Origin of the sequence: Providencia sp. PROV129, from assembly GCF_028482245.1 — a bacterium.
Taxonomy (GTDB): Bacteria; Pseudomonadota; Gammaproteobacteria; order Enterobacterales; family Enterobacteriaceae; genus Providencia; species Providencia vermicola.
This window is the reverse complement of record NZ_JAMPQD010000013.1, coordinates 61,090-81,093: the sequence shown is the minus strand read 5'-3', so window position 1 is coordinate 81,093 and position 20,004 is coordinate 61,090. Positions and strand designations below refer to the sequence as shown.

15 protein-coding genes and 1 tRNA gene are annotated in these 20,004 nt (G+C 38.7%); 10 read left to right on the top strand and 6 right to left on the bottom strand.

The window, feature by feature from the left end:
- Positions 1 to 386: 386 nt before the first annotated feature.
- From PSF27_RS09830 to PSF27_RS09820, 3 genes are read left to right on the top strand one after another with little or no spacing between them, the layout of a single operon-like run.
- The gene (locus PSF27_RS09830) at positions 387 to 938 is read left to right on the top strand and encodes an NAD(P)H nitroreductase (protein ID WP_206086144.1); all 552 of its coding nucleotides are present in this window, start codon (positions 387 to 389) and stop codon (positions 936 to 938) included.
- A gap of 10 nt (positions 939 to 948) precedes the next feature.
- Complete coding sequence (selD, locus tag PSF27_RS09825; RefSeq protein WP_206086143.1) at positions 949 to 1,992, top strand: selenide, water dikinase SelD; 1,044 nt, start codon at positions 949 to 951, stop codon at positions 1,990 to 1,992.
- Between the two features lie 3 nt (positions 1,993 to 1,995).
- A complete protein-coding gene (locus tag PSF27_RS09820; RefSeq protein WP_272681380.1) occupies positions 1,996 to 3,924 on the top strand; it encodes a DNA topoisomerase III in 1,929 nt (642 codons plus the stop codon).
- A gap of 46 nt (positions 3,925 to 3,970) precedes the next feature.
- Here the strand turns inward: PSF27_RS09820 and xthA are convergent, their stop codons facing one another.
- On the bottom strand, positions 3,971 to 4,783 hold the full coding sequence (xthA, locus tag PSF27_RS09815; RefSeq protein ID WP_206086141.1) for an exodeoxyribonuclease III: 813 nt from the start codon (positions 4,781 to 4,783) through the stop codon (positions 3,971 to 3,973).
- A 541-nt stretch (positions 4,784 to 5,324) separates the two neighbouring features.
- Here xthA and PSF27_RS09810 point away from each other — a divergent pair.
- Positions 5,325 to 6,200, top strand: a complete 876-nt coding sequence (locus PSF27_RS09810) for a LysR family transcriptional regulator (protein ID WP_206086140.1) — start codon at positions 5,325 to 5,327, stop codon at positions 6,198 to 6,200.
- A gap of 1 nt (position 6,201) precedes the next feature.
- Here the strand turns inward: PSF27_RS09810 and PSF27_RS09805 are convergent.
- From PSF27_RS09805 to PSF27_RS09795, 3 genes are all read right to left on the bottom strand, one after another.
- Positions 6,202 to 6,286: transfer RNA gene (locus tag PSF27_RS09805), tRNA-Tyr, on the bottom strand.
- Between the two features lie 161 nt (positions 6,287 to 6,447).
- Positions 6,448 to 7,296: a formyltetrahydrofolate deformylase gene (gene purU / locus PSF27_RS09800; protein WP_206086139.1), complete on the bottom strand. Its 849-nt coding sequence runs from the start codon at positions 7,294 to 7,296 to the stop codon at positions 6,448 to 6,450.
- A gap of 111 nt (positions 7,297 to 7,407) precedes the next feature.
- Entirely contained in the window at positions 7,408 to 7,881 is a 474-nt protein-coding gene (locus PSF27_RS09795) for a YchJ family protein (protein ID WP_206086138.1), read from the bottom strand.
- A gap of 125 nt (positions 7,882 to 8,006) precedes the next feature.
- Here PSF27_RS09795 and rssB point away from each other — a divergent pair, with 125 nt between their 5' ends.
- Both rssB and galU read left to right on the top strand, forming a co-directional pair.
- Positions 8,007 to 9,017, top strand: coding sequence for a two-component system response regulator RssB (gene rssB, locus PSF27_RS09790; protein ID WP_206086137.1), 1,011 nt, complete (start codon positions 8,007 to 8,009; stop codon positions 9,015 to 9,017).
- 163 nt (positions 9,018 to 9,180) lie between these two features.
- Positions 9,181 to 10,092: a UTP--glucose-1-phosphate uridylyltransferase GalU gene (galU, locus tag PSF27_RS09785; protein ID WP_206086136.1), complete on the top strand. Its 912-nt coding sequence runs from the start codon at positions 9,181 to 9,183 to the stop codon at positions 10,090 to 10,092.
- Positions 10,093 to 10,544: 452 nt separating this feature from the next.
- Here the strand turns inward: galU and hns are convergent, their stop codons facing one another.
- Positions 10,545 to 10,955, bottom strand: a complete 411-nt coding sequence (gene hns, locus PSF27_RS09780; protein WP_206086135.1) for a histone-like nucleoid-structuring protein H-NS — start codon at positions 10,953 to 10,955, stop codon at positions 10,545 to 10,547.
- Between the two features lie 530 nt (positions 10,956 to 11,485).
- On the opposite strand from hns, the gene PSF27_RS09775 reads away from it, so the two are divergent.
- Positions 11,486 to 12,115, top strand: coding sequence for a thymidine kinase (locus PSF27_RS09775; RefSeq protein ID WP_206086134.1), 630 nt, complete (start codon positions 11,486 to 11,488; stop codon positions 12,113 to 12,115).
- 180 nt (positions 12,116 to 12,295) lie between these two features.
- Here the strand turns inward: PSF27_RS09775 and adhE are convergent, their stop codons facing one another.
- Positions 12,296 to 15,004, bottom strand: coding sequence for a bifunctional acetaldehyde-CoA/alcohol dehydrogenase (gene adhE, locus PSF27_RS09770; RefSeq protein WP_206086133.1), 2,709 nt, complete (start codon positions 15,002 to 15,004; stop codon positions 12,296 to 12,298).
- A 501-nt stretch (positions 15,005 to 15,505) separates the two neighbouring features.
- On the opposite strand from adhE, the gene PSF27_RS09765 reads away from it, so the two are divergent.
- The 3 genes from PSF27_RS09765 to oppA all read left to right on the top strand — a co-directional run bounded on the left by PSF27_RS09765 (position 15,506) and on the right by oppA (position 19,990).
- Positions 15,506 to 16,150 (top strand): YchE family NAAT transporter, encoded by a 645-nt coding sequence (locus PSF27_RS09765; protein WP_206086132.1) that lies wholly within the window; start codon positions 15,506 to 15,508, stop codon positions 16,148 to 16,150.
- A 501-nt stretch (positions 16,151 to 16,651) separates the two neighbouring features.
- On the top strand, positions 16,652 to 18,259 hold the full coding sequence (locus PSF27_RS09760; protein WP_371007206.1) for an ABC transporter substrate-binding protein: 1,608 nt from the start codon (positions 16,652 to 16,654) through the stop codon (positions 18,257 to 18,259).
- 90 nt (positions 18,260 to 18,349) lie between these two features.
- Positions 18,350 to 19,990: an oligopeptide ABC transporter substrate-binding protein OppA gene (gene oppA / locus PSF27_RS09755; protein ID WP_206086130.1), complete on the top strand. Its 1,641-nt coding sequence runs from the start codon at positions 18,350 to 18,352 to the stop codon at positions 19,988 to 19,990.
- Positions 19,991 to 20,004: the final 14 nt, after the last annotated feature.

The window sequence follows — 20,004 nt, the reverse complement described above, 5'->3', positions numbered from 1 at the left end:
TACCACAAGGTTGCAGGCTTCACTCACTCGCTCTAGTCACAGACTTATGTATGCTCCTAGGGACTCAATCGCTTGCCGCCTACTTGTGGCACAAACTATTTTGGATACTGCTTTAAATTTGATTTATTAACAATACAGTTATTTGATAATGAATCATTTTTTATGCATAACAAATCCGTTATGCGCGATATACAATGCCACAATGATATTTTTCACTCATGACAAATGATATAATTCAATGAATTAATAATCTAATTAATGCAACCCACGTTAATCGTCAAGCAAGTCAGAGTGTAACGATAAGCTTACTATAACAATAGGTTGTGTGGGTATAATTACCTGATTGAATGATTATCAAATCAGTCTACTCTTAATCGGAGACCAATATGGATGCTTTAACTCTTTTGTTGAACCGTCGTTCAGCTTCCAGACTCACTACACCAGCACCACAAGGCGAAGAACTTAATAACATTCTTGCGGCAGGAATGAGAGCACCCGATCACGGTGCATTACGCCCATGGCATTTCGTTATTATGCAAGATGCGGGTATTAAGCGCTTTAGTCAATTGCTAGAAAAAGCAGCGATTGAAGGCAAACTAGGTGCAGAAGTTGAAGAAAAAGCACGTAATGCACCTTTTCGTGCACCCTTAATCATCACAGTGATCGCGAAAATTAAAGATCACGCTAAAGTGCCACAGTGGGAGCAATTAGTTGCTGCGAGTTGTACTGTCCAAGCAATGCAAATGGCTGCAGTTGCACAAGGTTTTGGTGGGATTTGGCGCTCAGGTTCATGGACAGAAGATGCCGTTGTTCGTGCAGGGTTAGGTTGCGAAGAAAATGACCGTATTGTCGGTTTCCTTTATTTAGGCACTCCAGAACTAAAAGCACCAGCAAAAGTTCAAACACCAGATATGGACAGCTTTATCACACATTTTTAAGGGAACAATAATGACTGAGAAAATTAGGCTAACGCAATACAGTCACGGAGCGGGTTGCGGCTGTAAAATTGCCCCGAAAGTGTTAGAACAGATTTTACATACAGAACAAGCCAAATTTCATGATCCACATTTGTTAGTTGGCAATGAAACTAAGGATGATGCTGCTGTTTATGATTTAGGTAATGGTATTGGGATCATCAGTACCACTGACTTCTTTATGCCAATCGTTGACTCTCCATTTGAATTTGGGCGCATTGCGGCAACCAACGCGATTAGCGATATTTTTGCTATGGGGGGTAAGCCGATTATGGCGATTGCGATTTTAGGATGGCCGATCGCTAAATTACCACCAGAGGTTGCTCGTGAAGTGATTGAAGGTGGTCGTGCTGCTTGTGCAGATGCTGGAATTTCCCTTGCGGGTGGGCACTCTATTGATGCCCCTGAGCCTATTTTTGGCCTGGCTGTCACGGGGGTCGTCAACACGGAGTATGTGAAAAAAAATAGTGCTGCAACAGCAGATTGTGAGCTGTTTTTGACAAAACCACTCGGTATTGGCGTGCTAACGACCGCGGAGAAAAAAGGTTTACTCAAAGAAGAGCACCAGCACCTTGCCGCAGAAACCATGTGCCAGTTGAATAAACTCGGCGCCGTGATTGCCCCCCTAGAAGGTGTCACTGCAATGACGGATGTGACAGGTTTCGGTTTACTTGGTCACTTAAGTGAGATTTGCGAAGGTTCTGGCGTTCGCGCACAGGTTTCTTTTAGCAAAGTGCCAAAATTAGCCGATGTTGAAAAATATATCGAAGCGGGATGTGTGCCAGGCGGAACATCACGTAATTTTGATAGCTATGGTCATCTTATTGGTCCTATGAGTGATATGCAGCGTCAATTATTGTGTGATCCTCAAACCTCTGGTGGGTTACTTATTGCTGTAAAACCATCTGAAGTCATTAAAATTAAAGAGATTGCACAGCAGCAAGGTGTTTTGCTACAGTCTATCGGAAGATTACTCCCCCATCAGGACAATGTCCCACTAGTTGAAGTGATAGATTAATTCATGCGTTTGTTTATTGCGGAAAAACCGAGCCTCGCTAGAGCGATTGCCGATGTACTACCAAAACCTCACCAGCGGGGGGATGGTTTTATTAAATGTGGTGATGGCCAAACGGTCACATGGTGCATTGGTCACCTTCTTGAACAGGCTGAGCCCGATGCTTATGAGCCACGCTATGCGCGTTGGAATTTGCAAGACTTGCCAATTATTCCTGAAAAGTGGCAGCTAAAACCGCGTGCCGCAGTAACCAAACAACTGAAAACCATCGAAGCACTGCTTAAACAAGCAACAGTTGTGATCCATGCAGGAGACCCTGATAGAGAAGGTCAGTTGCTGGTGGATGAAGTGCTCGATTTTCTAAAACTTGATGTGGAAAAACGCAAAAACGTTAAACGTTGCCTTATCAATGACCTTAATCCCCAAGCCGTTGAGCGCGCTATTGACCGGTTAAGGGAAAACCGCGAGTTTATCCCATTGTGTGTATCTGCCCTTGCAAGGGCAAGAGCAGATTGGTTGTATGGTATTAATATGACTCGCGCTTACACGTTGCTAGGGCAACGTGGCGGCTATCAAGGTGTTCTTTCTGTTGGTCGAGTACAAACCCCTGTTTTAGGGCTGGTAGTGAGGCGTGATGAAGAGATAGAACATTTTGTGCCTAAAGACTTTTTTGAAGTGAAAGCGCACATTGTCACCCCAAACGATGAACGCTTTGTTGCGACTTGGCAACCGAGTGAGTCTTGTATTGATTATCAGGATGAAGAAGGGCGCTTATTTCATCGACCGTTGGCTGAGCATGTCGTATCTCGTATTGAGGGAAAACCCGCAATTGTCACGCTGTATCAAGACAAACGAGAGTCTGAAATTGCGCCACTGCCTTTTTCATTGTCTGCATTACAAATAGAAGCAGCTAAAAAATACGCGTTAAGTGCGCAAGAAGTGTTGGATATCTGCCAGCGCTTATATGAAACCCATAAATTAATCACCTATCCACGTTCAGATAGCCGTTATTTACCCGATGAGCACTTTGCAGGGCGACATAGTGTATTAAATGCAATTGCGGTTCATCAACCTGATTTAACAGAATTTGAATTACCTGAATTAGATAAGAAAAACCGTTGCTGGGATGATAAAAAAGTTGATGCTCACCATGCGATTATCCCTACAGCTAAAGCAACAGCAGTAAAATTAACAGAAAATGAAAATCATATTTATCAGCTAATTGCACGCCAATATATTATCCAGTTTATGTCTGATGCTATTTTTCGCAAATGCACGATTGAACTGGAAATTGAAAAGGGCAAATTTGTTGCCAAAGCTCGCTTCTTAGCTGAAGCAGGCTGGCGGGTTGTTTTAGGCGGGAAAGAGCGTGATGCTGAAAACGATGGGATGCCATTGCCTGTTGTTGCTAAAGATGATGAGCTTTTGTGTGAAAAAGGAGAAGTGATTGAGAGGCAAACTCAGCCACCGAGGCCTTTTACTGATGCCACTTTACTCTCTGCTATGACGGGTATTGCGCGATTTGTTCAAGATAAAGCATTAAAAAAAGTATTGCGAGAAACAGATGGTCTTGGCACTGAAGCAACCCGAGCTGGGATTATCGATTTATTGTTTAAACGCCAGTTTCTGTATAAAAAAGGGCGATATATTCATTCATCTCCTGCAGGAAGAGCCTTGATTCATGTATTGCCTGACATGGCTACGTTGCCTGATATGACAGCGCACTGGGAATCAGTTTTAACGCAAATCAGTGAAAAGCAAACTCGTTATGATGATTTTATGCATCCACTGAGTGAAACATTGATACAGCTTATTCATCACGCACGCCAGTTTACTAATTTACGAGCATTTAGAGAGTTACCTCCACCGCCAAGTAAAGGTGGTAAGAAAATGGCTAAAACTGCGAAGAAAAGTAAGAAGAAAGCGGATGACTAAGTCAATAAAAAGGCGCTGATTTGAGCGCCTTTCCACATAATATTAACTATTTAGTTAAATCGAACTCAGACCAAACAGGGGCATGATCAGACGGTTTTTCCATTCCACGAATTTCATAATCAATACCTGTTGCAATACAGCGTTCTGCTAGCTTATTGGATGCCAGTAATAAATCGATGCGTAAACCACGATTATCATCGAAACCTTTCGAACGGTAATCAAACCATGAATAACGGTCATCGACATCTGGGTTTTTTGCGCGATAAGTATCAACTAAACCCCAACCTATTAGCTTGTCTAGCCACTCTCGTTCTTCAGGTAAAAATGAACATTTTCCTGTCTTTAACCAGCGCTTACGGTTGATATCGCCAATACCAATATCTAAATCTGTTGGGCTAATATTCATATCACCCATGATGAGTAGCTGGGAGTCCGCAGTTTGTGTGGAAGTCACATAACTTTGTAAGTCACGGTAAAATTTTTCTTTTGCAGGAAATTTTGTTGGATGGTCACGGCTCTCACCTTGAGGGAAGTAACCATTGACTACAGTGAGTAATCCCCGCTCTGTTTGAATGTCAGCCATAATGATTCGCCGTTGAGCTTCTTCATCATCAGTCGGGAAGCCTTTACGAACAGCGATAGGTTCATTTTTAGTCAGAAGCGCAACACCGTAGTGTGCTTTTTGGCCGTGATAAAAAACATGATAACCCAATTGGCTCACTTCATCATAAGGAAACATATCATCATGTACTTTGGTTTCTTGTAAGCCGATGACCTCAGGTTGATGTTTTTCGATGATAGCGGCAAGTTGATGCGGGCGAGCACGAAGACCATTGATGTTAAACGATATGAATTTCATGAATTTTTATCACCTATTTTTAATATTCTTATGGTTAATTCTAACAGATGCAATCGTCACTGTAACCCATATGATAGTGGTTATTGGCTAATATACAAAATAACAATTAATTAAAGATATGAATTAGGGGTGTAATGGAAAATAGCCATATTAAAAATAAATAAGGATATATTTAATTATTTATAATTTATTGTGTGTGATTCAATTGTCATTAATATAAAGTTATGGTTGATGATTAAAAAATGGTTGTTAATTATTTGAAATAAGCATTGTTAATTTCATTTAAAGTCAATTGGTTATTTGCATTTTAATGTGATTTAATAGTGGTGGCATAAAAAATAATTAAAAGAAACAGTATAATATATTGCTTTGCTATGTTGGAAATTATAAAAATACTTTTATGAAATATTGTTACTCATTCAATAAAAAATTAAATTTTATTTTTTATTGAATGATTTTGGTTATGGGATAATCAATATATTATCTATTGGATAATAATTTTGTTGATTAACATATTAATAAATAGAATGGGGTCATAGATATGTTCTTTTCAAGAAAATTAGAGGCGTTTATGGCGGTTGTTGAAAATGGCTCGTTAAGTAAAGCTGCGAGAGTGATGAACCGAACGACGCCTCCTATCGCTAAGTCTATCAAGGACTTCGAAACAAGCCTAGGTAAACGGCTTTTTAAACGAGAAAAATTTGGAATGACATTAACTAAGGATGGCCAGGAACTTTATAATGATCTTAGAGATCTGTACTTGCAGGAGAAGGAAATCACTAAAAAACATTTTTCAGGTTATATTGTCAATGAAGCAAATATTTACTATGACTGGGGAAAGGAAAATCATTTGATTAATCTTTACCAAGCAGCTCATCAAAATAATGTACAAGTAAATATATTAAGGTTTAATTATGATGAGGTGGATGAAATAGTTGACTATGATGGAAATACACTGATTTTAAGCTCTGAACAAGTGATAAGTGAACGATTTTCATTACAAAAAAAAATAGAGAATTCACCATTGGGCATTTACTGTCGTAAGGCTCTTTATGAGAAATTTAATCATGACCTTGTCGCATTATTACAAGAAAGCACATGGCTTTGTGATCCTGCGTTTTATAAAAGTTCACTGATGAGTGATTTATTAGAAAAAATAGAAACACTCGATAATAAAGTGAGTGTGAGGCAAATGGATAATATTGGTTGTTGCCAGAGTTTTATTCAAGATGGTGATTTTATTGGCATTATTGATCACTATCCTGAAGAAGAATTAATCGATAAGTCATTAATATATATATCACTGAATAAATTATTGGGGCAGAGCGAATGTTATGTCTATAAGTCAAAGGCACATTCAAGTGTACTAAATCGTTTTATGGGGGTCGTTGATAAGCTTGGTGTAGAGTGTCTTTAAATGGTGGTGGGAGAAGGATTCGAACCTTCGAAGTCTGTGACGGCAGATTTACAGTCTGCTCCCTTTGGCCGCTTGGGTATCCCACCAGATTTTGAATTGCTGTAATCGGTCACAGCGGGCGGCATCATATCAAATGACGCGCCGCTGTAAAGCATTAATTTTCAAAAAACATTCGTTTGCTGTTTTTTTGTTCTTAATGATTGTAAATACTACAAATTATTACTAGAAAGGGCTTACGTGTATTTGTTTATAAAATGATAGTGCGGTTACCATATACAAATACACGTTGCGCCAACACCCAATACAATGCGTGACTTAAGACATTTTTTTCAACATCACGACCTGCTCGCATCATATCATCCGCTGTAAATGTATGGTCAACGTTAATCACGTTTTGCGTGATAATAGGACCTTCATCCAAGTTATCATTCACAAAGTGTGCGGTAGCGCCAATAATCTTCACACCACGCTCATAAGCTTGATGATAAGGGCGTGCACCAATAAAAGCAGGTAAGAATGAATGGTGAATATTAATAATTTGATTAGGATAATGCTGGACAAACTCAGGGGTTAAAACTCGCATATACTTTGCTAAAACGACATAATCAGGTTGATATTGATCAATCTGCGCCGTCATCTTTTCATCATGTTGTTCACGAGTTAAACCTTCATGACTAATATGATGGAATGGAATACCAAATTGCTCAACCAAATTTTTCAATGTGTCGTGATTACCAATAACGGCTGCAATTTCAACATCTAACCCGTCGTAAGCACTCTTCATTAACAAGTCACCCAAACAATGTGCTTCTTTGGTCACCATGATAACAATACGGCGGCGGCCAGAAGCATTGAGCTCACGTTTTGAACCCGCGGGTAATGCGTCATCAAGATCGGCGAGGAGGGTTTCATCATTAAAAATACCCTCAAGTTCTGTTCGCATAAAAAAACGACCCGTATGGTGATCCACAAATTCATTATTTTGCACAATGTTGAGTTGGTGCTTGTAACAAATATTGGTGATTTTTGCGATTAATCCTTTCGCATCAGGGCAAATAGTCCTGAGGATTTTTTTTTGTACAATTTTGTGTTGCATGAAACTGCCTAATCCTTAACTAACAGAGCCTTATTTTTCAGGCTAATACATACGGCGTAATGAACTCACGTAGGTAGATAGTATTTAGTGTTTATAACGAAAGTATTCGTTTTATTCACAGCATTTTTTATATTTTTTGCCAGAACCACAGGGACACAAATCGTTACGTCCAACTTTGGGGGTAATACCATCGAGATAATACCAACGCGAATTCAAACGAATAAAGCGGGAACGTTCATGAATAAGCTGTTTATGATCAGCTTTTTCATCAATAAAGCAAGCCGAAAATTCGACATAGCCTTCATCGGCGTTTTTAGCATAAGAAGAACTAATAACACGGAGCCCTACCCATTGTGTATGCTCGAAGCTATTTGTCATTTCTTGCCGCCACTCTTGTGCATTGCAATCTGGATGCCATGTTTCAATTAAATAATCAGCGTTATGCAATACATAGGCACTATAACGTGAACGCATAAGCTGTTCAGGCGTCTCTGGGGTGGCTTCATTGCGTAAGAATGGGGCACAGCAATGTTCAAATTGTGCTCTGCTGCCACAATGGCACTTACTTTCTTCTTGGTGATCCATAATACTCTCGATAAAAATAAGTAGAAGGTTGAAAAATCACTATACTCAAATGATGGATGAAAAATGATTTTATTATATGAATAATAGTATTGTTAATTAAACAGGGTTATTGCGGTAGGTATCAAATGAAAAATAGAAAAATATTGATAATCGAAGACGAAATCACCTTCTGTACTATCTTGAAAACGTACTTAGAAAGTTTAGAGCTAGAGATCTATACCGCAAGTAATGGCCAACAAGCGATTGAGATGTTGACGGTTGAGGGAATTGACCCTGATATTATTCTTTGTGATCTAAATATGCCAGTGATGAATGGGGAAGACTTCATGCGTGAATTGGTTGCTAGTAATATAACCACACCTGTGATCGTTATTTCTGCAACGACAGATTTTACTCAGCTTGATCGCATGTTTCGTCTTGGTGCAAAGGATGCTTTACTTAAGCCAATAAAGAATTTAGATGAAGTCAAAATTACAATTCTGTCTGCTCTCTATCCCGAAGAAGATGATCTTAGCACTCAAATTGGTGATGAAATACACCAGATTGCGTCTCTGATGCAAAGTAATACGCAAGATATGCTAGCCGTCTTGAAACAATTGCAGCCACCAGTGCATCAGATTATTAATGGTTATCGAATTAATTATCGCCAATTGAATGAAGCCAACCGATTTGGACTGTTGCTAGATTTAGCGCCAATTTCAGAAAGCCAAATCGGTTTTTATTGCATTGATACAGAGCGCTCAGCACAAGAGGGGATCATGGCTGCGTTTTTGATTCGTGTTGTTTTCAATGATTTGTTGAAAAACGCGGTGAGCTACCCAGATAAAAAACTACCAAATATTGATAAAATTATTAATCAAATAAATCATTTGTTAGAAGACTCAGGGTTTACCGGCCATTTTCCTCTACTTCTTGGGTATTTTAATACTCAGAATAAAGCGATTATTATGGCAAGTGCAGGTTTAGAAGCGGAAGTGACTACAGAAGAATCCCATTTTAAATTAGACAGAAGTATTCCATTGGGTGCTCTAAAATTCTACCATCCGAATCATTTAGAAGTAAAAGGAACGGCTTGGCAGTGTTTAATTCGTAATAACAGCCAGAAAATAAAACTTATGTTTAACCCTGAAAGTTAGCATTATCTTAAAATGACTCACAGTAAAGCGCCAAATAAAGCTAATCAGACTCATCGCTATTTATTCATTAATAATTCCTGATATACTTCTGCGCACTAAAAAAACCTCATTCACTTTTTTGAAAAATGAGGTAAAGGTGTGCAGAAATTATATGGAGTATAAAATGACACAACGTAAGGTGCGTAAAGCGGTAATCCCCGTTGCGGGATTAGGAACAAGGATGCTTCCAGCAACGAAAGCGATCCCTAAAGAGATGCTACCAATCGTTGATAAACCGTTGATTCAATATGTTGTTAATGAATGTATTGCCGCGGGTATTAATGAGATTGTCCTTGTCACACATTCTTCTAAAAACTCAATTGAAAACCATTTTGATACAAGCTTTGAGTTAGAGGCCATTTTAGAAGCCCGTGTTAAGCGCCAATTACTCGACGAGGTGCAATCTATTTGCCCAAGTCATGTTACGATTATGCAAACGCGCCAAGGAATCGCAAAAGGGTTAGGTCACGCTATTTTATGTGCTAAACCCCTGGTTGGCGAAGAACCATTTGCAGTAATTTTACCTGATGTAATTTTAGATCGTTACAGCACAGATTTAACTAAATTTAACTTACGTGAAATGCTTGAACATTTCGAGGAAACAGGGGCGAGTCAAATTTTGGTCGAACCTGTACCCGAAGAGGAAGTTTCTAATTACGGTATTGTGGATTGTAATGGTGAAAGCTTACAACCTGGCGATAGTAAAAAGATTTTACGTATGGTTGAAAAACCAAAACAAAACGAAGCACCATCTAATTTATCCATTGTTGGCCGTTATGTATTATCTGAAAAGATTTGGGGTGCATTAGCGAAGACAACACCAGGTGCTGGTGATGAAATACAATTAACTGATGCAATTGCTTTAATGATGGAAAATAACGAGCCTGTTGAAGCCTACCACTTATGTGGTAAAAGCCATGATTGCGGAAATAAATTAGGTTACATGAAAGCTTTTGTTGAATATGGAATGCAGCACGATACATTGGGCGATGATTTTACACAGTGGGTGAAAGAATTGTCATCAAACATTAAATAAACCTAAATCGCTTCAATCCGTCAAATTTTATTAAAGGCTAATTTTATCTGTTAGCCTTTTTTGTGCAGATAAATCGGTAATATTAATGCCAGTAGCTAAGTATTAAGTGGTATATCTTACATTGCAAATGCAACAATTGTGGCATTTAGCTTTTACGATGAAAGTATTAAAAATATGCTTACAGAGTAGGTCAATAAATGCTTGTCTATGCACCTGTTATTTCTAATTAAGATTACATTTCTTTACTATAACAATATTTTATTTAATTTTTTTAGGCATTTGAACAACGAAGAATACGCATTTTAAGAGAAGTCTATATGAAATAATTGAAATTAGGATGCTGGTTTTATATGCATGAAGATACTTCTGACACAGAGAAATATAAAATAATATATAAGGCTATAAATAAAAACACCCTTTAAAAAGGGTGTTTAGAATACGTGTTTAGTTGATTAGATTAAGAAATCGTCTAACGATTTGCCTTGCTCTTCAATAGCAACTTTGATTACAGCAGGTGTACGGCCTTGGCCAGTCCACGTTTTTGTTTCGCCGTTTTCATCAACATATTTGTATTTAGCAGGGCGTGCAGCGCGTTTAGCACGAGTGCTTGTCGTTTTACCTGAGTCCATAGTTTGCAGAAGATCATTTAAATCTACGCCTTGTTCTAGGATCATTTCACGAACTTTTTCTAATTTACGGTTACGTTCTTCTAATTCCGCGCGTGCTTGGCTTTCTTCATCACGACGCTCATCAACAACGACCGTTAATTTTTCCAGCATTTCTTCTAAAGATTCTAAAGTAACTTCGCGAGCTTGAGCACGAAGAGTACGGATGTTATTTAACGCTTTTAATGATTCGCTCATTTTCCTGGTCTCAAATTATTTGTTGGCATGTGTACAGTAATAATAGAATGCTATTTTAAATTCTGCAATAGCTAAATTACGCCCCTAGTTTAAAAGTAATCTTTAACGAATGCAATTTTTTTACAAAAGAAATATAAACTTTTCGTAGATATATATACCACTATTATCAATAACTGAACTAATGAAAAAAATAGCAATATGAAAAAGTTTTACTAACTTAATATTCTGTAAAATGAGTAAAAGGTCTTTTTTACTTTAGCTCAAAATGAAGCGATGTCAGGGATTAACTTAAATTTTCTTTTTTTGATGAGGTTTTTGCCATCAGTGCTTCAGCAAAAACATTTGTCGTTAATATTGAACTGGTTTTTATTGCATATAAGATAATCATTATAAGTATAAAATACAGATATGTTTACGTAAAAAGAGTTAAATTTTCAATAAGTAAAGGTGAGAAAGAGTGGTTATAGTTAATCTAATGATATGTTTTATGATAAAATTATTTCGAATATAATTTTTGAGGAAACAGCGAGATGGCTCAGCTTTATTTTTATTATTCAGCAATGAATGCGGGGAAATCAACGTCTTTGTTACAGTCATCGTATAACTATAACGAAAGAGGGATGCAAACATTGATATTCACGGCAGAAATTGATAACCGTTTTGCCCTAGGAAGGGTATCCTCACGTATTGGGCTATCAGCTGAAGCGTTATTATTCTCACCATCGACAAATATGGCAGAGATTATTAAACGTGAAAATAGCACACAGAAAGTACATTGTGTTCTTATTGATGAGTGTCAATTTTTAACAAAAGAACAAGTAGCGCAATTATGCGATATCGTTGATAACTGCGATATCCCTGTTTTATGTTATGGTTTACGCACTGATTTTGCAGGTGAACTGTTCGCAGGAAGCCAATATTTACTTGCTTGGGCTGATAAATTGGTTGAGCTTAAAACAGTCTGTTACTGCGGCCGTAAAGCGAATAAAGTATTACGTGTAGGAAGTGATGGGATCCCAGTTTATGAGGGCGCACAGGTGGATATAGGGGGAAATGAGAAATACATCTCTGTGTGTCGCAAGCATTATTCAGATGCGATTGAACAAGCTAAATTAATGAACGCAGGGACGATTCCTAAAAAAGCTATTCACTTCAATTAAACGAAAAATAAAATGGAAAGTGAAAAATAACCTATTTTTAGAATAGACCTATGGGCTTTTAATGAAAGCCCTTGTGTATAATTTCTCTAATATATGATTGTGATTAATAGCATTATTTGACTTGTAAAACATTAAAGGCACCGCATTTGCAGTGCCTTTATTATTTAATTATCCAAAAAATTATTTTTTAGATGATTTTTTCTCTGCCGTTTTTTTCGTTGTCGTCTTTTTCTCAACAACTTTTTTTTCTGTCTTTACTTCTGCAGATGGTGCACTTGTATGTTCAATAAACTCACGGCCATAATATGAATCCAGTAATAACTGTTTAATTTCAGAGATTAATGGATAACGTGGGTTAGCCCCTGTACATTGGTCATCAAAAGCGTCTTCTGACAGTTTATCAACGCGGGCTAAGAAATCAGCTTCAGAAACACCTGTTTCACGGATAGATTTAGGAATGCCTAAGTCAGCCTTAATTTCATCTAACCACGCTAATAATTTCTCAATTTTAACACCCGTACGGTCATTTGCATTTGTGAGCCCCAAATGATCTGCAATTTCAGCATATTGGCGGCGTGCATGAGGACGGTCGTATTGGCTAAAAGCAGTTTGCTTGGTTGGGTTATCATTCGCATTGAAACGAATAACGTTACAAATTAGCAATGCATTCGCAAGACCATGAGGAATATGGAACTCAGAGCCCAGTTTGTGTGCCATTGAGTGACAAACACCCAAGAAGGCGTTAGCAAAGGCAATACCTGCTAAGGTTGCACCATTGTGTACACGCTCACGTGCCACTGGGTTTTTAGCCCCTTCATGATAACTTGCTGGCAGGTAATCTTTTAATAAGCTTAGCGCTTTTAAAGCTTGACCATCGGTAAACTCATTAGCTAACACGGAGACATAAGCTTCTAATGCGTGGGTGACGGCATCTAAACCACCAAAAGCAGTTAACGATTTAGGCATGTTCATTACGAGGTTAGCATCGACAATTGCCATATTAGGCGTTAATGCATAATCCGCTAATGGGTATTTTTGACCTGTTTTATCGTCGGTGACAACTGCAAATGGTGTGACTTCAGAACCTGTACCTGATGTTGTTGTAATAGCAACTAATTTTGCTTTCACACCCATTTTCGGGAAACGGTGAATACGTTTACGGATATCCATAAAGCGTAACGCCAGCTCTTCAAAATGCGTTTCAGGGTGTTCATACATGACCCACATAATCTTCGCCGCATCCATTGGAGAACCGCCACCTAATGCGATAATGACATCAGGTTGGAAAGCTTGCATTTGCGCCGCACCTTTACGAACAACTGTTAACGTTGGGTCAGCTTCAACTTCAAAGAAAACATCGGTTTCGATATGGTGTTTTTTGAGGACATTAACCACTTCATCCACATAGCCGTTATTAAATAAATAGCCATCGGTGACAATAAATGCACGTTTTGCACCGTCAGTTGCAATTTCTTCTAGGGCGATAGGTAAACAGCCACGGCGGAAGTAGATTGAATTTGGAAGTTTATGCCACAACATATTTTCAGCTCTCTTCGCCACAGTTTTGGTATTAATTAAATGTTTAGGACCAACGTTTTCAGAGATAGAGTTACCCCCCCAAGAACCGCAGCCGAGTGTGAGAGAAGGGGCTAATTTAAAGTTATACAAGTCACCAATCCCACCTTGTGAGGCAGGGGTGTTGATCAGGATACGCGCCGTTTTCATTTTTTGACCGAAATAATTGACACGTTCATGTTCATTATCTTGGTCTGTATATAAGCAAGATGTGTGGCCAATACCGCCCATCTCAACCAGCTGCTCAGCTTTCGATACTGCATCCTCAAAGTTTTTGCCGCGGTACATGGCTAACAGTGGAGACAATTTTTCATGAGCAAAGGGCTCTGAATCATCGATCAGTTTCACTTCACCAATTAAAATCTTTGTATTGATTGGCACCGTAATGCCAGCCATCTCTGCAATTTTATAAGCAGGTTGACCCACGATAGCTGCGTTTAAATTGCCATTTTTTAAGATGATATCTTGAACAGCTTTGAGTTCTTTACCTTGCAGTAAGTAGCCACCGTGACTTGCAAAACGTTCACGTACTTGACTATAGATTTCATCGACAACGACAACAGATTGCTCAGATGCACAGATAACACCGTTATCGAAGGTTTTGGACATTAAAATAGAAGCCACTGCGCGTTTAATATCTGCAGTTTCATCAATAACCACAGGGGTGTTTCCTGCACCTACACCAATAGCGGGTTTTCCTGAGCTGTAAGCCGCTTTAACCATACCAGGGCCACCTGTCGCCAAGATCAGGTTAATATCAGGGTGATGCATTAATGCATTGGATAATTCAACTGATGGGGAATCAATCCAACCAATAATATCTTTTGGCGCACCTGCTGCGATAGCGGCATTAAGAACAATTTCGGCGGCACGGTTAGTGGCTACTTTTGCGCGAGGGTGTGGTGAAAAGATAATGGCATTACGGGTTTTTAAGCTAATCAGGGATTTAAAGATGGCTGTTGATGTTGGGTTTGTGGTTGGTACGATACCACAAATAATCCCAATAGGTTCTGCGATTGTAATCGTACCAAATGTTGGGTCTTCAGAAAGTACACCGCAGGTCTTTTCATCTTTATAGGCATTATAGATATATTCAGAGGCAAAGTGGTTTTTGATCACTTTATCTTCAACAATACCCATTCCAGACTCTTCTACCGCGAGTTTTGCGAGAGGGATACGTGCATCAGCAGCAGCAAGGGCAGCAGCGCGGAAGATTTCATCTACTTTTTCTTGCGAAAAACTAGCGAATTCGCGTTGAGCTTTTTTGACACGAGCAACGAGTTCATTGAGTTCGGTAACGTTAGTTACGGACATATAGATTACTCCTGATAAATGTTAAACTTTTTAAGCCAATGAGCAATGTATCTATTATAAAGAGGTTTAAAAAAGACCACTTAAAAAAGAAAGTATAGATAATATCTATAATAACGTAGCTCATCATCGCCTATTGGCTTAAAAACCTTGTTAAAACGTGAATTATTGATGATTGGTTCATCATTAACTCTGTCTATCAGTTAAGGATAGATTAACAAAACAGGAATTAAATAAAGTGATCTAAATCACGAAAATGGCAAGCTGACACCTTTCAGCATGGCTGTTTTTGTACTATTTGAAATAGTGTTGTTGGTGTATTAATTAACTTTCACATAAGTAAGCTAAATGCGTCGAGATTGATAATAAAGCTAACAAAAAATGGGGTAAAAAGAGACATTCACAGAAATTAGTGCTTTTCTCAAGGAAATTTACTGCATCAGTGATAAAATTATTTAAGACATCAATAAACCTCTAACAAGAGTTATTTAAGGAAATGAATGAGTGAGTGCAGCATTACTTGACTTATCGGGCTACATTAAATTTTTTATCGGTTTATTTGCATTGGTAAACCCTGTGGGTATTTTGCCTGTGTTTATCAGTATGACTAATTATCAAAGTAATGCAGGGAGAAATAAAACCAATACCATTGCGAATACTTCCGTTGCTATTATTTTATGTACGTCATTATTAATTGGCGATTCAATCTTACAATTATTTGGGATTTCTATTGATTCATTCCGTATTGCAGGGGGGATATTGATTGTCACCATCGCAATGTCGATGATCAGCGGGAAAATTGGTGAAGACAAACAGAATAAACAAGAAAAAACAGAAACAGCGGTTCGCGACAGCATTGGTGTTGTGCCTCTGGCATTACCGTTAATGGCTGGCCCTGGAGCAATAAGTTCTTGTATTGTTTGGTCTTCAAGGTGGCATGGCTGGCAAAATTTCTTGGGTTTAGCCCTAACCAGTATTTTCTTTGCCTTTTGTTGTTGGTTATTATTTCGCTCCGCTTCGTTATTAGTACGCTATTTAGGGCAGACAGGGATCAACGTTGTTACGCGTATTATGGGATTATTATTGATGTCGTTGGGCATCGAATTTATCGTCACAGGGGTTAAAGCACTTTTCCCAGGTTTACTCTAAAAACACCTCTTTCCAATGCTGCTGTTATGCATTTTGCTGACAGCAGCATTGAGAAAAACTATCGCCTTTCAAAAACAGTATTGTGGTATCCAATAGCAGGATATGTCGTTATCTAATCTCTTTCACAACAAACAATCAGCAATAATAAAAGTCACATCTGTAATTAAATATCGCATTTTTTGCTAAAATAGGGATAAAAAGTAAGGAATTGTGAGCTACGTAAATTTATTCACTATTTTAATTGGTGTTTGTTAATGATATGTTTGGAAGTGTGAAGGGGGGACATGCTGTGCGATATGATGGGGTTTATGGTATCGCATTGATTTTAATGTGTTTAATGGTGTGTTGATGAGTTTTTTTTAGAAATAGCATGAAATTTTTAACCAGAAAATGTTAATTAATTGTTTTAATTATTCATATTCAAAGGGTGCATTTGGCCATGTTCGGCTAGATAAAAGGTTTCGTTAATTACTGCGAAGGTTGCTAATCATGAGGGATAAAATGATAAGAACGGCAATGGGTTTGGGAGCACTGTCATTATTTATTACGACATCATCAATGAGTGCCAATATTGTTAAACCTGTACAGTCAATTGTGATTAACAATGGTTCAGAAGTGGCTTCCCTCGACCCGCACAAAGTGGAGGGAGTGCCTGAAAGTAATGTTATTTTAAATTTGTTAGAAGGCCTGGTTTATACTGATGTCGATGGCAAAGTGACACCAGGTGTGGCAAAAAACTGGGTAAATGATAATTACATTACTTGGATTTTTACGCTCAGAGATGACGCAAAGTGGAGTGATGGAACCCCTGTCACTGCGGAAGATTTTGTCTATAGCTGGCAACGTCTCGCGGATCCAGCAACGGGCTCACCTTATTCAAGTTACCTACAAAACGCTTATATTTTAAATGCAGATGCTATTTTGGCAGGGAAAAAGCCTGTCAATGAACTTGGCGTAAAAGCCTTAGATCCTCATCACTTACAAGTCACGTTAAGCCATCCTGTCCCCTATTTTGTTGATATGCTATCCCATACAGCGATGAAGCCTGTTAATAAACAGACAATTGAAAAACATGGTGATAAATGGACTCAACCACAAAATTTTGTGGGTAATGGGGCATATTTGCTGGATAAATGGGTGGTTAACGAGCGCATTGTTGTAAAACGTAATCCGCTATATTGGAATAATGTGCAGAGCCAGATAGACCAAGCGACGTTCCTCGCAATTTCTTCTGAAGTTAGTGATATCAACCGCTATCGCAGTGGGGAAACCGATATCAGCAATTCCGCTATTCCGCCCGCGCTTTATCAAAAGATGAAGCAAGAAAAGCCCAATGAGTTATATGTAAGGCCTTATTTGTGTACTTTTTATTATGAAATTAATAATAAACGCCCACCATTTAATGACCCTAGAGTGAGGGAGGCTATTAAATTAGGGTTAGATAGAGAAACTATTACGAATAAAATCATCAACCAAGGCCAAACCGTAGCTTATGGGTTCACACCAACATTTATTAATAATGGCAATTTTGAGCCACCGCAGTGGGCCAGTTTACCCGCTGAGCAGCGTTATCAACGGGCGAGAGAACTATTGGCAGAAGCGGGTTACACCAAAGAGAATCCCCTGAAATTTTCGTTGTTATACAACACGTCAGACCAAAATAAACAGCAAGCGATTGTTGCCGCTTCTATGTGGCAAAAAAATATTGGTGCGAAAGTTACGCTACAAAATCAGGAATGGAAAACTTCACTGCAAAGCCGTCATGAAGGGCAATACGACGTTGCAAGGGCGACTTGGTGTGCTGATTACAATGAACCAACTGCATTTTTAAATATGATGTTAACGGACAACAGCAATAACACTGGTTTCTATTCAAATGCCACGTTTGACGCATTACTTGCCCAAGCGTTAACTGCACAAGATGAACAAGCGCGCCATCAGATTTATCAACAAGCTGAAGCCTTGTTAGACAAGGACTCTGCGTTAGTTCCTGTCTATTATCGCGTCAGCGCACGTATGGTAAAACCCACCGTTGGTGGATTTAAAGGTAAAGACCCCCTTGATTATACGGATATTAAACGGTTATATATAAGTGAACCTAATAAATAATATCCAAATAATTATAAAAAGTGTTTATCTCTAAGATAAACCTGCATCAACACACAATCATAATAAATATGTATGGGAGTAACCGATAAGATGAGTAAATTAATCAATAAATCGATTATTGCACTTAGCGTTACCGCTGGGTTAGCGATGGGGTCAATAGCAACCAGTTTTGCTGCGACGGTTCCAGCTGGTGTTGAACTTGCTGAAAAGCAAGTGATGGTCAGAAATAACGGTTCAGAGCCACAGTCTTTAGATCCACATAAAATTGAAGGGGTACCAGAGTCAGCTTTAGCAAGGGATCTATTTGAAGGGATTACTATTGTTGGGCCAGATGGGGAAATTTTACCTGGCTCAGCAACCAGCTGGGAAAACAAAGATTTTACCGAGTGGACGTTTAAAATTCGTGATGGGGCAAAATGGTCAAATGGTGACCCTGTCACGGCAGAGGATTTCGTTTATAGTTGGCAACGTTTAGCAGACCCTGATACCGCCTCTCCATATGCAAGCTACCTACAATACGCGCATATCAAAAATGTTGACGATATTATTGCGGGTAAGAAAAAACCGCAAGAACTTGGTGTCAAAGCGCTTGATGACAAAACATTAGTTATTTCGCTCAGTGAAGCCGTTCCTTATATTCCTAAATTATTAGCTCACTCATCCATGTCCCCAGTAAACAAAAAAGTGATTGAAAAGAATGGAGCTAAATGGACACAACCCCAAAATTTTGTCGGTAACGGAGCCTATAAACTGAAAGATTGGACTGTTAACGAGCGTATTGTATTAGAGCGCAGCCCAACATATTGGGATAACGCAAACACGATTATTGACCAAGTCACTTTCCTGCCAATTTCGTCTGAAGTCACCGATGTAAACCGCTACCGAAGTGGTGAAATTGATATGACGTACAGTAACTTACCTATTGAGCAATTTAAAAGCTTACAACAAAACATGCCCAATGAGTTACGTGTAAATCCTTATCTGTGTATTTACTACTATGAAATTAATAACGAAAAACCACCATTTAACGACCCGCGTGTTCGTGAAGCATTAAAACTGTCGATGGACCGAGACACTATCACCTATAAAGTGAAAGCGCAGGGGGATATCCCCGCTTATGGTTTTACTCCACCCTTTACCAGCGGCATGAAAACTGAGAAACCAGATTGGTACGCCAATATGACTCAGGAACAGCGTAATGAAAAAGCGAAACAATTGCTGGAAGAGGCGGGTTATAACAAAGCAAACCCATTAAAATTCAACTTACTATATAATACGTCAGATTTGCATAAACGTATTGCGATTGCTGCCTCTTCTATGTGGAAGAAAAATATCGGCGCAGACGTTAAACTCGAAAACCAAGAGTGGAAAACCTTCTTGGATAGCCGACATCAAGGTAATTATGATGTTGCCCGCGCAGGATGGTGCGCAGACTATAACGAACCATCTTCGTTCCTGAATATGCTGCTTTCCTACAGTAGTAACAACACGGTTCACTATAAAAATACGGACTTTGATGCTGTGATGAAGAAAACATTACAGGTGAAAACAGACGAAGAACGAGCGGCCTTATATCAACAAGCTGAAAAGTTACTCGATAAAGATTCAGGCATTGTTCCGCTTTACTACTACGTTAACACCCGTTTAGTGAAACCTTACGTTGGTGGTTATAGTGGTAAAGACCCATTAGATAACTTACATACTAAAGATTTATATATTATCAAACACTAATAACAATGCTCTGG